We start from the raw sequence: 13,993 nt of genomic DNA on the forward strand, positions 1-13,993 counted from the left end.
GGGCCGTCAGGCCCGGACGCTCCGACGCCGGCGGGGCGGCAGCGGCGGGAGCCGGTGGGGACGAGGGGGCGTGGGCGGCATGGAACGGGGGCTGGGGCCAGCGCAGCAGGGTGTCCGCCAGGGCCAGCATCACCCCGATGGCGGCCAGGGCGGAGGGGAAACGGGCGGCCCAGGTGCCCAGGGGATTCCACTGCGGCTGGCCGGGCAGGGCGTAGACGAGCCCCATCAGCCAGTACACCAGGGGCGGCTTGTCGTAGCGGGGCAGGCCGTTGACCCGGGGGATCAGCCAGTCGCCTGTCTCCGCCATCGCCCGCGCCGAAGCCGCGAACAGCGGCGGCGTCTCATCCACCAGTCCCGTGGTGCCCAGCTGCCAGGCGAACAGGACGAGGCCCAGGACCAGGGTGATCAGCAGCAACCGGCGGCGCTGGGGGCGGGGCAGGGCGGGCAAACCGGCGGGGCGAATCGGAGGGAACCTATCGCTCCCCAGCCGTTCCCTCCTGTGTTGCGGCACCGGCCATCAACCGATCCACGAGCTCCAGCTGCCGGGGCAGGCAGACCTGGCTCAGATCGAACCGCTCCACCACGGTCCGCCGGGCCTGGCGCCGCAGCCCCGCGTGGCCGGCGGGGTCGGCGAGCACTGCCGCCAGCCGCTCGGCCAGGGCCCGGTGATCGAAGAAATCCACCAGCAGACCGTTGCGGCCGTCATCGATCACGTCCTGCACCGGAGCCGTGGCCGAGCCGATCACCAGGGCCCCGCAGCTCATCGCCTCCAGCAGGCTCCAGCTGAGCACGAAGGGAACGGTGAGATAGACGTGGCAGGCCGTGACCCGGAACAGCTCGTGCAGCACCGGGTGGGGCACCCTGCCGACGAAGTGAACCCGGCGCCGGTCGAGGTCGTCGCCCAGCTCCCGCAGCATCGCCTCCTTCCAGCTGCCGCCGCCGGCGGGCGCGGCGCCATAGCTCACCCCGTCGCCGCCCACGATCACCACATGGGCCCCGGGCCTGAGCTGCTGCAGCCGGGGCAGCATGCGCATGAAGGTGTGGAAGCCGCGGTAGGGCTCGAGATGGCGGGCCACGAAGCTCACCACCTCATCGCCGGGTCCAAGGCTCAGGCCGGCGCGCTGCAGCTGCAGGCGGGCGGGACCCTGCGGGGCGATCGCCACCGTGTCGATGCCCTCATGGATCACGCTCAGCCGCTGGCGGTACGGGGCCGGCACGGTGCTGGCCTGCCAGGGGGTGGGGGCCAGGCCCCAGTCCAGGTCCTGGAGGGCCAGCAGCTGGGGGGCCCGCCGCAGACGCAGGCGGGCCCGGGGGCGCCAGTCGGCGTCAGCGAACTCCGGGTCGAACCCCACATCGGCACCCGCCAGCTGATAGATGAACTCCACCTGGTGCAGGACCGGGACGGCCGGCAGCAGGTCCTTCACCACCAGCAGTTCCCCCCAGCCCGGATGGCCGATCACCAGATCGGGCCGCAGGCCGTCCTTCAGCAGCGACTCCAGGCAACGGGCCACCGCCTCGGCCCGCAGGATCTTGGTCTGGAAATCGGCCGCCCAGGGGTGGCAGGGCGGCACCCCCCCGGGGGGCAGGGGGTCGTAGCGGTGCAGCGGGATGGAAGGCAGGGGCTGGCTGGTGGGGCCGCCGATGGCCACCACCCGGTCGCCGCGGGCCAGCAGGGCCGGCGCCAGGTGCCGGTACTGGCCGGGGAAATTCTGGTGAACGAAGAGAACCGTGCGGGTCATGGCGGCACCGGCTCCGGCCGCCCGCCCACCTGCCAGAGCCGGCCGCGCTGGTTGATCAGCAGCACCGAGAGCAGGGCCAGGGCCGCCCCCAGCCACTGCAGCGGGCCCAGCCGCTCGTCCAGCAGCAGCACCCCGCACAGCACCGCGAACACGGGGGTGAGGAAGGTGAGGGCGGTGAAGCCGGTGAGGTCGCCGCTGCTGGCGAACCAGAAGAAGAGCCCATAGGCCAGGGCGCTGCCCAGCAGGGCCGCGTAGGCCATCAGACCCCACTCCAGCGGGCTCCAGTGGGGCCAGAAACGCACCGTCCCGGGGTGGAGCAGCGCCTCGCCGCCGGCCACCAGGACCAGGGGCACCCCGCCCAGGAGCATGTGCCAGCCGGTGACCGCGACCGGATCGCTGCGCCGGGTGGCGTAGCGGCAGAGCACGGTGCCCAGGGCCATCGCCGCCGCCGCCCCCAGCATCCAGGCCTCGCCGTGGCTCCAGGCCTGCCCCTGCAGGGCCGGTGGCCCCTGCAGCCACCAGTGGCGCAGCACCTCACCGGGGAGTCCCAGGCAGAGGATGCCCAGCAGGCCGATCAGCAGGCCCAGCCAGCCCACCGGGTTGATCGCCTCACCGAACAGGGTGCGGGCCAACAGGGCGACCAGCAGGGGCTGGGAATCGATCAGCACCGAGCCCAGCCCCGCGCCGGTCTGGCCCAGCCCCCGGGCCAGGAGCCCCTGGAACAGGCTGCCGTCGACGGCGGCGAACAGCAGCAGCCAGGGCCAGTCCACGGGATCGACCCGCCAGGAGCGACCCAGCAGGCGGGCCGCCAGCAGCAGCACCAGTCCTGCCGGCAGCAGCCGCAGGCTGGCCAGCATCGCCGGCGACGCCCCACCCAGCAGCGGCTTCATCGCCGCCATCGCCGTGCCCCAGAGGGCGAAGGGCAGGAGCATCAACACCCAGCGCAGGGTCCGGGGCATGGGGCGTGAGTCCTGGGGCGGCGGTGGAGGGGCGGAGGGGGGCGAGCAGGCCCGTCCGGGCCTTCTTTTTAAGATCCAGCCACCGCGCATCTCCACAATGCCCTGGCCCTGGTGCCGCAAGTCCCGACGAACCCTGGCGCGCATCGCCATCGAGGGGCCGATCGCCGGGGGCACCCGCGTCCGGGTGCTGAAGGCCATCGAGCAGGTGCAGCAGCGGGAGTGCCCCGCCCTGCTGCTGCGCATCGACAGTCCCGGCGGCACCGTCGGCGACAGCCAGGAGATCCATGCGGCCCTGATGCGGCTGCGGCAGAAGGGCTGCCGCGTGGTGGCCAGCTTCGGCAACATCTCCGCCTCCGGCGGCGTCTACGTGGGGGTGGCGGCGGAGAAGATCGTCGCCAATCCCGGCACCATCACCGGTTCGATCGGGGTGATCCTGCGCGGCAACGATCTGTCGCGGCTGCTGAAGCGGATCGGCATCCGCTTCGAAACCGTCAAGAGCGGCCTCTACAAGGACATCCTCTCCCCCGACCGCGCCCTCTCCGAAGCGGAACGCCAGCTGCTGCAGGAGCTGATCGACGCCAGCTACGGCCAGTTCGTCACCGCGGTGGCCGCGGGCCGGGGCCTGGAGCCTGACGCCGTGCGCACCTTCGCCGACGGGCGGGTGTTCAGCGGCGCCCAGGCCCTGGAGCTCGGCCTGGTGGATGTCCTGGGGGACGAGGAGAGCGCCCGCCGCCTGGCGGCGGAGCTGGCGGGGCTTGATCCGGAGAAGGCCCGGACGGTCAGCTTCGGCAAACCGCCCAGGAAGCTGCTCGGCCTGCTGCCGGGCAGCACACTGATGCAGCAGCTCTCCCAGTCCCTGAGCCTGGAGCTGGCCTGGAGCGGCCAGCCCCTCTGGCTCCATCGCCCCTGACGTCATGAAGCCTGGTCTCGAGCTGAGGGCCCTGCGGGGAGCCACCACCGCCAGCGCCAACACCGGCGAAGCGATCGCGGAGGCTGTGGCGGAACTGATCGAGGAGTTGCTGCAACGCAACGACCTGGCGGGGGACCGGGTGCTCTCGGTGACCTTCTCCGTCACCGCCGATCTGGACGCCTGCTTCCCGGCCGCCATCGCCCGGCGCCGGGCCGACTGGGGCCGGGTCGCCCTGCTGGATTGCCAGCAGATGGCGGTGGCCGGGGACCTGCCCCGCTGCATCCGGCTCCTGGCCCACGCCTGGCTCGATGCCAGCCGGGAGGAGGTCCATCCCTATCTGCGGGAGGCGGCGCGGCTGAGGCCCGACCGGGCCGATGCGGCCCAGCTTTCGGCCCCAGCCAGCTCCCCCGCCGACCACTGAAGGCGCGGCAGACGCACGGGCGTGTTGAGACTTTCAGCATGAAGTTCCTCCCAGCCATGCCGTCCTTCCCGCGTGAGCGGTCCCATCCCCTGGCCCTCATCGGCCGTCTGGGCACCGCCGGCCTCGGAGCGCTGGCGGTCGCCGGCGCCACCCTCCTCACCCCGCTCGCCCCCACCCCCTCCCTGGCCCAGGGCACGCCCGGCCTGATGGAGTTCCGCTGGGAGAACAACCGGGACTACCGCAAGCTCTACTTCTTCACCACCGACACTGTCCGCATGCAGCGGGCGGAGTACTACCTGATGCTGCGGCCGAAGGACCGCAAGACGGCGATCCTCAAGCTGAGCATCAGCGTTCCCAGCCACTTCGACAGCAAGATCGATCCCAAGCAGGTCAAGCTCTGCCGGATGAGTGAGGGCGGCATGCTCAAGAGAACCCGCTGCCTCGAGACGATCCCCGCCACGATCGAGGTGTCGGAGAACGGGCGATCGATCGAGATCTTTCCCGAAACTCCTGTCTCCGACAAGGACACGATCGGTGTCTACATGAACGTGTTCAACCCGTTCAACGCCGGCATGTATCAGTTCAACGCCCTGGCCCAGGCCCCCGGCGACATCCCGGTCTCGGGCTACCTGGGCAGCTGGCTGATCCAGATCGTGCCCAACAGCACCAACTGATAGGGTGGCCGACTGAGCCGAAAGCAGCATGACGAAGCGCACACTGGAAGGAACGAGCCGCAAGCGCAAGCGCGTGTCCGGGTTCCGGGTGCGGATGCGCACCCACACCGGCCGCCGCGTGATCCGCACCCGCCGTCGCCGCGGTCGGGCCCGCCTGGCGGTCTGAGTCCGGCCGGGAAGGTCCGTGGCCCTGCCGCAGCAGCACCGGCTGAAAGGCCGACGGGTCTTCGATCGTCTGTACCGCCAGGGGCGCCGCTACCAGGGCCCGGGGCTGCTGCTCCGGGTCCTGGCGGCGGAGCCGTCCCTGCTGCCCCCCGGAACGCCCCTCGCCGGCCCCCCCGGCATCCCCCCCACCGCCAGTCCCTGGCGCTGCGGGATCGTGATCAGCAGCAAGGTGAGCAAGCTGGCGGTGCGCCGCAACCGCCTGCGACGCCTCTTCCATGACCACCTGCGCCGCCACCCGCCGACCCCGAACCAGCCCCTGTGGCTGCTCATCACCCTCAAGCCCGGCTGCCTCGAGCGCAGCGAGGACCAGCTGCTGGGAGAATGCGACCAACTGCTGCGCCAGGCAGGATTGCTCCTTGACCCCGGAGGACAGGGTGGAGAACAAGCTCGAGATCAATGAGACAGTCTTCTACGAGGGCGGTCCCGCCAGGGGTGACCTGATCGTCAACCTGCTGTTCGGTCTCACCCTGATCGGCATTCCCTTCGCCGTGGGGGCCATCGTCCGGGCCCTGTGGCTGCGCTTCCGCATCACCAGCCGGCGCATCAGCGTCAGCGGCGGCTGGCTCGGCCGTGACCGCACCCAGGTGGTCTACAGCCAGATCCGCGAGGTGCGCTCGGTGCCGCGGGGCTTCGGCGCCTGGGGCGACATGGTGGTGGTGCTCAACGATGGCGCCAAGCTCGAAATGCGGGCGGTGCCCCGCTTCCGGGAGCTCGAGGCCTACATGGAGGAGCAACGCGAGAGCCGCGGCAAGGCCGCCGCCCGCACCTCCGGAGCCACCGGTGCCGCCGGCTTCGCCCCCCCGGCCCGTGAAAGCGCCTGACCACCGGACCCCCATCCGGTCTCCCCGGTCGGGCACACTGGCAGCCGAGATTCCCCACCCCAGCGCACCCCTGCCGTGATCGGCTACATCTCCGACAACCTGCTGCTCCCGATCCTCGATTTCTTCTACGGATTGGTTCCGAGCTATGGGCTCGCGATCGTGGCCCTCACCGTGGTCATCCGCCTCGCCCTGTTCCCGTTGAGCGCCGGCTCGATCCGCAGCGCCAGGCGCATGCGCATCGCCCAGCCGGTGATGCAGCAGCGCCAGGCGGAGATCAAGGCCAAGTACGCCAACAACCCCCAGAAGCAGCAGGAGGAGCTGGGCGGCCTGATGAAGGAGTTCGGCAGTCCCCTCTCGGGTTGCCTGCCGCTGCTGGTGCAGATGCCGATCCTGTTCGCCCTGTTCGCCACCCTGCGGGGGTCCCCCTTCGCCGACGTCCCCTACGCGATCAACCTCAAGGTGCTCCCTGCCGAGGAGATCGCCGCGCTGGAGGCCAAGCCCTTCAACAGCGCCAGCCACTCGATCTTCATCAGCGAGACCGAGCACGTGCCGGTGATCGCCAGCCTCGAGGGCGGCACCAAGCTCGGCGTCGGTGACAGCACCCAGGTGGAGCTGCACGCCAAGGACGGCACCAGCTTCGCCTCCCTGCTGGGCACGGTGGAGAACGGCGACAGCTTCACCCCCAGCTGGGTGGTGACCAAGGGCGAGAGCGTGGTGCAGGTGGATGACCAGGGCAGGATCACGGCCCTGGCCCCCGGTGACGCCACGGTGGAGGCCCGCATCCCCGGCCTGGCGGCCCGCAGCGGCTTCCTGTTCATCAAGGCCCTGGGCCAGGTGGGCTTCTACACCGACGGCGCCGTCAACTGGGACATCGCCATCCTGGTGGGGGCCTTCGGCGCCACCCTGTTCGCCTCCCAGCTGCTCTCGGGCATGGGCATGCCCGCCAACCCCCAGCAGGCGACCGCCAACAAGATCACGCCGGTGATGATCACGGCCATGTTCCTGTTCTTCCCCCTGCCGGCGGGGGTGTTGCTCTACATGGTGGTGGCCAACGTGTTCCAGGGGGTCCAGACCTTCCTGCTCACCCGTGAGGCCCTGCCCGACAATCTTCAGGCGATCCTCGACAAGCAGCTGGCCCAGCAGCCGGCCACCGCCACGGCGGGCGGCGGCAGCGCCGGCGGCCGCCTGCCCTTCGAGCCCAAGACCAAGAAATGAACCGGCTGCAGCCGCTGCCCCTGCAGGAGTTGCGGCTGCTGAGCGAGGGCCGCAGCTGGCCGGTCGACCAGTCCATCGCCGGCCTGGCCAGCCTCACGCCGGTGCGCGGCCGGGTGAGGGCCCTCCACCACGGCACGGTGCTGGAGGTGGAGGGCACCGCGGAGACGATCATCACCCTCTGCTGCGACCGCTGCCTGCAGACCTACAACCACGCCCTGGCCGCCACGGCCCGTGAGCTGCTGGAGATCGCCGTGGCCCGCCCCGAGGAGGAGGAGGTGCTGTTCGCGGCCGAGGATCCAGTGGAGCGGCTCGATCCGGGAGGCAACTTCGATCCGGAGCGCTGGCTGTTCGAGCAGCTCAGCCTGCAGCTGCCCTTGGTGAACCGCTGCGGTCCCGACTGCCCCGGCCCGCCGCTGCCAGCGGAGGACGCCGACGGGAACGGGGACATTGACCCCCGCTGGGCAGCGCTCCGCTCCCTGCGCTGAACCATGGTCCACGACCTGGGCGATCAACTGGATCTTCTGATCCGCTCCCGCACGCCGATCCTCTGGATCCGCAGCCTGGAGGAGGAGCGGGTGGAGGGCCTGCTGGAGCGGGCCGCCCAGCGGCTGGGGGGCCGCACCCTGCTGCGCTGGGACTTCATCGGCGGGCTGAGCGGGAGCCCGGGCCTGGAGGGTCAGGCGGTGCGTCAGCCGATGGCGGCCCTCGGCGCCCTCGACGGGCTGCCGGCCGAGCAGGGGGCGATCCTGCTGCTGAAGGATTTCCACCGCTACGCCGACGATCCCGGCGTCTGCCGGCGCCTGCGCAACCTGGCCGCGGGCCTGCGCCAGGTGCCCCACACCCTGGTGATCAGCGCCCCGGAATGGCAGCTGCCGCGGGAGCTGGAGGACAGCGTCACCCTGCTGGAGCTGCCCCTGCCCGAGGCCGGGGAGATCGGCCGCCTGCTGCGGGCCATCGCCGAGGCCAGCGGCCAGCCCCTGGAGCCAGGGGTGCTCGAGCAGCTCACCGCCGCCTGCCACGGGCTGAGCGAGCAGCGGGTGCGCCAGCTGGCGGCCCGGGCCCTGGCGCGGCGGGGGCAGCTGGGCCTCGAAGACCTGGCGGAGGTGCTGGAGGAGAAGCGCCAGGCCATCGCCCGCAGCGAATTGCTGGAGTACTGCCCCACCGAGGCCACCCCGGCCGACATCGGCGGGCTGGAGACGCTGAAGCACTGGCTGGAGCAGCGCCACCGGGCCTTCAGCGAGGAGGCCCAGCGCTACGGCCTGCCCCTGCCCCGGGGCGTGCTGCTGATCGGCCCCCAGGGCACCGGCAAGTCGCTCACCGCCAAGGCGATCGCCCACAGCTGGGCTATGCCCCTGCTGCGCCTCGACGTGGGCCGCCTGTTCGCCGGCCTGGTGGGGGCCAGCGAGGCCCGGACCCGGGAGATGATCCAGCGGGCCGAAGCCATGGCCCCCTGCGTGCTCTGGATCGACGAGATCGACAAGGGCTTCGGCGGTGGCGACGGCCGCAGCGACGGCGGCACCAGCCAGCGGGTGCTGGCCAGCCTGCTCACCTGGATGGCGGAGAAGAGCAGCGCCGTGTTCGTGGTGGCCACCGCCAATGCCGTGGAGCGGCTGCCGGCGGAACTGCTGCGCAAGGGCCGCTTCGACGAGATCTTCCTGCTGGAGCTGCCCGATGCCGAGGAACGCCGGGCGATCCTGGACCTGCAGCTGCGGCGGCGGCGGCCCCGCCATGCCATCCCCCTGGAGGTGCTGGTGGACCGCACCGCCGACTTCTCCGGCGCCGAACTGGAGCAGACCGTGATCGAGGCCATGCACCTGGCCTTCGGCGAGGGCCGCGAGCTGGGTGAGGCCGACCTGATCGCGGCGGCCAGCCAGGTGGTGCCCCTCTCGCGCACGGCCCGGGAGCAGCTGGAGGCCCTGCGCAGCTGGGCCAGCAGCGGCCGGGCCCGGCCGGCCTCAGGAGCCGGAAGGGCTTCCTGATGCGATTCGGCACGAAAGTGGAAGACTTTCAATGCATCGATAGGCCCCGATGTAACGGCTTCATGAAGAACAACCACGCCTGGTAACAGCTTGGTGGGGCTGGCGGTGACGAACGATTCATCGCCCGTAGCGTCAGGCCATCCATCGTGACGCAGCCGCCGTGACCCCGAGCCCCAGCCCCCGCACCGGCAGCGAACTCACCTCCCAGCTCGCCGTGGCCAGCCTCGGGGCCGGCGTGATCACCACTCTGGCGGTGGCCCAGGGCCAGAGCCCCCTGACGGCCCTCGGCATCACCCTGTTCTCGGCCGTGGCGGCCGTGGTGGTGGGTCAGGTGATCTCCAGCAACTGATTGCGCCGATGGTGTGATCCCTACGGCAAGGACTTCTGCTTTTTACCGGTAGGCTTCCGCCGATCACAGGGAAGCGGGCATGGGCACTGTCTTGCCATGGCTTGGTCTGACGGCCGCCTTCACAGCGTTGCTGCAGCCCCTGCCCGCCCAGGCACGCATCGCCAGGCTGGAGCACCTCTTTGTGGTGGGCGACAGCGTCCTGGACGGTGGAAACGCTGGCCTGAGAACCCAGATGCAGTCGGGCGGCTCGCTGGCCTTTCCGCCAGCGCCCTATGCCGATGGACGCTTCAGCAACGGACCGACGGCCGTGGAAGTTCTTTGGAATCGCTTCCATCCGCGAGATCCTTTCTTCAGTGCTGCCAATCCACTGGCCCCCTTCCGGCCCTCTCTGGTTGGGGGCACCAACTACGCAATCGGCGGGGCCACCACGGGCGTGGCCAACAACAACGGCGTGTCGCCGGTGCTCGGTCCGGTGATCCCTGGCTTCTTCGAGAATCTCGGCAATGCCTGGCAGCGGGATGCCTTCATTGCTTCAGCACCGGCCTTCCATCCGGCCACGTCCTTGTTCGTGATCCAGCTGTTTCCCAATGACGTTCTCTATACCCAGACCACCGCTGCGTTGACCCAGTCGCCGGGACTGCTGGCCGGCAGTTTCGACGGCGCTCTCCAGCCTGCGCCCCCGACGATTCAGCCCCCGCCACCATCTGTCGAGGGGCAGGTGTTTCAACAGGTCATCAGCAACGCTGTCAACAACATCGTTGCGACGGCCGTCGACTTCCATCAGCGGGGTGCCCGCAACATTCTGGTGTTCAACTCCCCGGACCTGGGTCGCCTCCCGGGGGCAGGCCCTGCGGGCGGGCCTCAGGCGCAGACCCTCAGCCTCCTTTCCACCATCTTCAATGCCTCGATCGAAAGCGCCCTGGACCAGTTGCGCCCGACCCTGGCCGGATCCAGCCTGACCCTGTTCGACTTCCACGGCCTGACCAATCGGATCTACGGCGATCCCGGCGCCTTCGGCCTGGATGACTCCCTGGTGCCCTGCATCCGCGACATCGCCTGCCTGAGCGATCCCCAGACGGCCTCCCGGCGCCTGTTCTGGGACGATCTCCATCCCACCACGGCCGTCCATCAGCGCGTCGGGCTGGCTCTCCACGGCGAGGTGGTCGCGCGGGTTCCTGGCCCACTGCCGGTCGTTGGCCTCGGCGTGGCCTTCGGCTACAGCCGCCGGTTGCGCCAACGGATCAAGCGCCGGAAGCTTTCGGGCGTCAGGGCGATCCGCTGATCGGCCCATCGAAGCGACGGGCGGCACCGCCGGCCGGTGGGAACCGACTGCCAAGCTGCCTGAACGCCACCGCCGAGCCTCCTTGAGCACCGACCTTGGGCCTCACCTCGGGCCACGCCCGGAGGCCGCCGCCCCAGTTCCCCTGCGGGCCCTGATGCCCGCCCTGGCCAACAAGACCTACTTCAACTACGGCGGCCAGGGCCCCCTGCCCACCCCGTCGCTGGCGGCGATCAGCGAAGCCTTCGCCACCATCCAGGAGCTGGGCCCCTTCAGCGACAACGTCTGGCCCTACGTGAACCGCACGGTCTCAGGGCTGCGGCAGCGCCTGGCGGCCTGGTTCGGGGTGGTGCCGGAGCGGGTGGCCTTCACCGAGAACGTCACTTCGGGGTGCGTGCTGCCCCTCTGGGGCCTGCCCTGGGAGCCGGGTGATGAGCTGCTGGTCGGCGATGCCGAGCACTACGGCGTGGTGGCGGCCCTCGAGGAGCTGGCCCGGCGCCACCAGCTGAGCATCACCTCCTTGGCGGTGGCCGATCTCACCGGCGACGCGGCCGCCGCAGCCGCGGCCGTGGGCGAGCGGCTGGAGGCGGCCCTCACCCCCCGCACCCGGCTGGTGGTGCTCTCCCACCTGCTCTGGAACACCGGCCAGACGATGCCGATCGCGGCGGTGGCGGCCCAGCTGGCCGGCCATCCTCGCCATCCCTGGCTGCTGGTGGATGCGGCCCAGTCCCTGGGGAGCCTGCCGGTGGCCGAGGCGGCCGCCGCCGCCGACATCTATGCCTGCACCGGCCACAAGTGGTGCTGCGGCCCCGAAGGGCTTGGTGCGGTGGCGGTCTCCGAGCGGCTGCTGGAGGCGAGCAGACCCACCCTCATCGGCTGGCGCACCCTGGAGCACGACGGGCCCGGCGCCGGGGGCTACCACCGCGACGCCCGCCGCTTTGAGGTGGCCACCTCCTGCACCCCCCTGTTCGCCGGGCTGGACAGCTCCCTGGAACTGCTGGAGGCCGAAGGCGCTGCCGACGTGCGGCTGGCGGCGATCCAAAAACGCAGCCGCCAGCTTTGGGAAGGCCTGCAGCGGATTGGCGGGGTCCGGACCCTGCTGACGGTGCCCCCGCCGGCGGGGCTGGTGAGCTTCACGATGGCCGAACCCGGGGGAGAATCCCTGGATCCGGCCGCCGTCGTGAAGGGGCTGGGGGATCGGGGCACCTGGCTGCGAACCCTGGAATCCCCCCGCTGCGTGCGGGCCTGCACCCACCTGGTCAGCACGGCGGACGAGGTGGAACGGCTGCTGGCCCAGCTGGCTCAGCTTTCGGTGGGCTGAAAGGCGGCCTTGTAGAACCAGCCGGCCAGCAGGGCACCGACGATGGGCGCCAGCCAGAACAGCCACAGCTGGCCGATGGCTGCGCCTCCCACCCACAGGGCCACGCCGGTGCTGCGGGCCGGGTTCACCGAGGTGTTGGTGACGGGGATGCTGATCAGGTGAATCAGGGTGAGGGAGAGGCCGATGGGCACGCCGGCGATGGCGCCGAGTTCCTGCTTGTGGGTGGCTCCCAGGATCACCAGCAGGAAGATGAAGGTGAGGATCACCTCGATCACCAGGGCCGCCAGCAGGCCGTAGCCGCCGGGGGAGTGGGCACCGAAGCCATTGGTGGCCAGGGGGTTGGAGCCGGTGAGTTCAAAGCCGGGGCGGCCGCTGGCCACCAGCTTGATCACGCCGCCGGCGATCACGGCCCCCAGCACCTGGGCGACGATGTAGGGCAGCAGGCCGGAACCGGGGAACTTGCCGCCGGCCCAGAGGCCGAAGCTGACCGCCGGGTTGATGTGGCAGCCGGAGACGTGGCCGATGGCGTAGACCGCCGTGAGCAGGGTGAGGCCGAAGGCCAGCGAAACGCCAAGGAAACCGAGGCCCAGCGGATTGGCGGCGGCGTTGTCGTAGGGGAACACGGCCGCCAGGACGGCGCTGCCGCAGCCCCCGAGCACCAGCCAGAAGGTGCCGATCAGCTCCGCCAGGAACTTCTTCGGCATGGGAATGGAAGCGGACATATACACCCGGGAGTTGCATCGGGAAGTTACACCCGAACGGAACGCCAGCCTGCGCTTCGTGTGCATCACATGGCAAAGCCTGCTCAGCCGCCCGTCCGCTCCTGCAGCGCCCTGGCGGCCTCCTCCCGATCATCGAAAGGCACCTTGGTGGTGCCGAGGATCTGGTAGTCCTCGTGGCCCTTGCCGGCGATCAGCACCAGGTCCTCCGGCGCGGCCGCGGCGATGGCGGCGGCGATCGCCGCGGCCCGGTCCCCTTCCACCACCAGCTCGGTGTCGGCGGGGATCCCCGCCACCACGTCCTCGAGGATCCGCTGGGGGTCCTCGGTGCGGGGGTTGTCGGAGGTCACGACCACCGCATCGGCGAGGCGGGCGGCGATCGCCGCCATCAGGGGCCGTTTGGTGCGGTCCCGGTCACCGCCGCAGCCGAACACGCAGATCAGCCGCCCCTGGCAGAAGGGCCGGCAGGCGGCCAGGGCATTGGCGAGGCCGTCGGGGGTGTGGGCGTAATCGACCAGCACCGACGGCAGAGGAACCCCCGCCGGCCCGCTGACCCGCTCCATGCGTCCCGGCACACCCCGGAAGCTGGCCAGGCCGTCGAGCAACGGCGGCAGGGCCAGGCCCTGCTGCAGCAGGGCCCCCACCGCCTCCAGCAGGTTCATCAGGTTGAAGCGCCCCACCAGGGGCGAGCGAAAGGCCCCGTCCCCGAGCGGGCTGTGCAGGCGGCCGCTCACCCCGTCGGCGCCCATCACCAGATCGCTGATGTGCAGCTCCACCGATGGATCATCCAGGGAGCAGCGCCAGCAGGGTCCGGCGCCGGATCCCCGGTCGGCCGTCCCCAGCCGCTCGGCCAGGCGGGCCCCCCAGGGGTCATCGACGTTGACCACGGCGCCGCCCTCCAGCAGATCGGCGGCGAACAGCTGCGCCTTGGCCTCGAAGTAGGCCTCCATCGACGGGTGGTAGTCGAGGTGGTCCTGGGTGAGGTTGGTGAACACCGCCCCGGCGAAGCGGCAGCCGGCCACCCGCCGCTGATCGAGGGCATGGGAGCTCACCTCCATGGCGGCGATGCTGCTGCCGGCCGCCACCGCCTGGGCCAGATCGGCCTGCAGCAGATCGGCGAAGGCGGTGGTGTGGGTGGCGGTGGCGCTGTAGCCCGGCCAGCGGTTCTGCAGGGTGCCGAACAGGGCCGACGGGTGGCCCGCCGCCGCCGCCAGATGCTCGATCAGGTAGGTGGTGGTGGTCTTGCCGTTCGTGCCGGTGACACCGATCAGGGCCAGGCGCCGGCTGGGCTGACCCCAGAATTCCGCCGCCAGCCGGCCGGCCCACAGGGCCAGGGGGGGCTCCACCACCAGCACCGGATCGCCGGGGGCCGGGGGGTGGAC

The 13,993-nt window shown here is 71.0% G+C and carries 17 protein-coding genes; 12 read left to right on the forward strand and 5 right to left on the reverse strand.

Translation table 11 applies throughout. The features are described 5' to 3' along the window. The 3 genes from VB737_RS10995 to VB737_RS11005 form a co-directional block, all read right to left on the reverse strand. A partial coding sequence (locus VB737_RS10995; RefSeq protein WP_500312936.1) for an ArnT family glycosyltransferase occupies window positions 1–448 on the reverse strand: 448 nt, incomplete at its 3' end. A gap of 25 nt (window positions 449–473) precedes the next feature. Then, window positions 474–1,739: a glycosyltransferase gene (locus VB737_RS11000; RefSeq protein WP_500312938.1), complete on the reverse strand. Its 1,266-nt coding sequence runs from the start codon at window positions 1,737–1,739 to the stop codon at window positions 474–476. Continuing rightward, complete coding sequence (locus VB737_RS11005; RefSeq protein WP_500312939.1) at window positions 1,736–2,698, reverse strand: DMT family transporter; 963 nt, start codon at window positions 2,696–2,698, stop codon at window positions 1,736–1,738. The genes VB737_RS11000 and VB737_RS11005 overlap by 4 nt, the downstream gene beginning before the upstream one ends. Before the next feature lie 97 nt (window positions 2,699–2,795). Here VB737_RS11005 and sppA point away from each other — a divergent pair, with 97 nt between their 5' ends. The 12 genes from sppA (at window position 2,796) to VB737_RS11065 (ending at window position 11,892) form a co-directional block, all read left to right on the forward strand. Then, entirely contained in the window at window positions 2,796–3,608 is an 813-nt protein-coding gene (gene sppA / locus VB737_RS11010) for a signal peptide peptidase SppA (RefSeq protein ID WP_500312941.1), read from the forward strand. 4 nt (window positions 3,609–3,612) lie between these two features. Further along, the gene (aroH, locus tag VB737_RS11015) at window positions 3,613–4,029 is read left to right on the forward strand and encodes a chorismate mutase (RefSeq protein WP_500312942.1); all 417 of its coding nucleotides are present in this window, start codon (window positions 3,613–3,615) and stop codon (window positions 4,027–4,029) included. 56 nt (window positions 4,030–4,085) lie between these two features. After that, complete coding sequence (locus VB737_RS11020) at window positions 4,086–4,703, forward strand: DUF2808 domain-containing protein (RefSeq protein ID WP_500312943.1); 618 nt, start codon at window positions 4,086–4,088, stop codon at window positions 4,701–4,703. Window positions 4,704–4,731: 28 nt separating this feature from the next. Continuing rightward, entirely contained in the window at window positions 4,732–4,869 is a 138-nt protein-coding gene (rpmH, locus tag VB737_RS11025; protein WP_015108935.1) for a 50S ribosomal protein L34, read from the forward strand. Between the two features lie 18 nt (window positions 4,870–4,887). Next, window positions 4,888–5,328 (forward strand): ribonuclease P protein component, encoded by a 441-nt coding sequence (gene rnpA / locus VB737_RS11030; protein ID WP_500312944.1) that lies wholly within the window; start codon window positions 4,888–4,890, stop codon window positions 5,326–5,328. Then, entirely contained in the window at window positions 5,303–5,749 is a 447-nt protein-coding gene (locus tag VB737_RS11035) for a PH domain-containing protein (RefSeq protein ID WP_500312945.1), read from the forward strand. Before rnpA ends, VB737_RS11035 begins: the two co-directional genes overlap by 26 nt. Window positions 5,750–5,824: 75 nt before the next feature. Beyond that, window positions 5,825–6,964 (forward strand): membrane protein insertase YidC, encoded by a 1,140-nt coding sequence (gene yidC, locus VB737_RS11040; RefSeq protein WP_500312947.1) that lies wholly within the window; start codon window positions 5,825–5,827, stop codon window positions 6,962–6,964. Further along, window positions 6,961–7,449, forward strand: a complete 489-nt coding sequence (locus VB737_RS11045) for a YceD family protein (RefSeq protein WP_500312948.1) — start codon at window positions 6,961–6,963, stop codon at window positions 7,447–7,449. Before yidC ends, VB737_RS11045 begins: the two co-directional genes overlap by 4 nt. A 3-nt stretch (window positions 7,450–7,452) precedes the next feature. Continuing rightward, a complete protein-coding gene (locus tag VB737_RS11050; RefSeq protein WP_500312950.1) occupies window positions 7,453–8,943 on the forward strand; it encodes a Ycf46 family AAA ATPase in 1,491 nt (496 codons plus the stop codon). Between the two features lie 160 nt (window positions 8,944–9,103). Next, complete coding sequence (locus tag VB737_RS11055) at window positions 9,104–9,292, forward strand: hypothetical protein (protein ID WP_216905632.1); 189 nt, start codon at window positions 9,104–9,106, stop codon at window positions 9,290–9,292. A gap of 79 nt (window positions 9,293–9,371) precedes the next feature. Beyond that, a complete protein-coding gene (locus VB737_RS11060) occupies window positions 9,372–10,574 on the forward strand; it encodes an SGNH/GDSL hydrolase family protein (RefSeq protein WP_500312952.1) in 1,203 nt (400 codons plus the stop codon). Window positions 10,575–10,728: 154 nt separating this feature from the next. Further along, window positions 10,729–11,892, forward strand: a complete 1,164-nt coding sequence (locus tag VB737_RS11065; RefSeq protein ID WP_500312954.1) for an aminotransferase class V-fold PLP-dependent enzyme — start codon at window positions 10,729–10,731, stop codon at window positions 11,890–11,892. On the opposite strand, the gene aqpZ is transcribed toward VB737_RS11065, so the two are convergent. After that, complete coding sequence (gene aqpZ / locus VB737_RS11070) at window positions 11,874–12,596, reverse strand: aquaporin Z (RefSeq protein ID WP_500312956.1); 723 nt, start codon at window positions 12,594–12,596, stop codon at window positions 11,874–11,876. The genes VB737_RS11065 and aqpZ overlap by 19 nt on opposite strands. Window positions 12,597–12,697: 101 nt before the next feature. Next, window positions 12,698–13,993 (reverse strand): UDP-N-acetylmuramoyl-L-alanyl-D-glutamate--2,6-diaminopimelate ligase (locus VB737_RS11075; RefSeq protein WP_500312953.1); only part of this gene is annotated, 1,296 nt, incomplete at its 5' end.

Source organism: Synechococcus sp. BA-120 BA3, from assembly GCF_034931285.1.
Taxonomy (GTDB): Bacteria; Cyanobacteriota; Cyanobacteriia; order PCC-6307; family Cyanobiaceae; genus Cyanobium.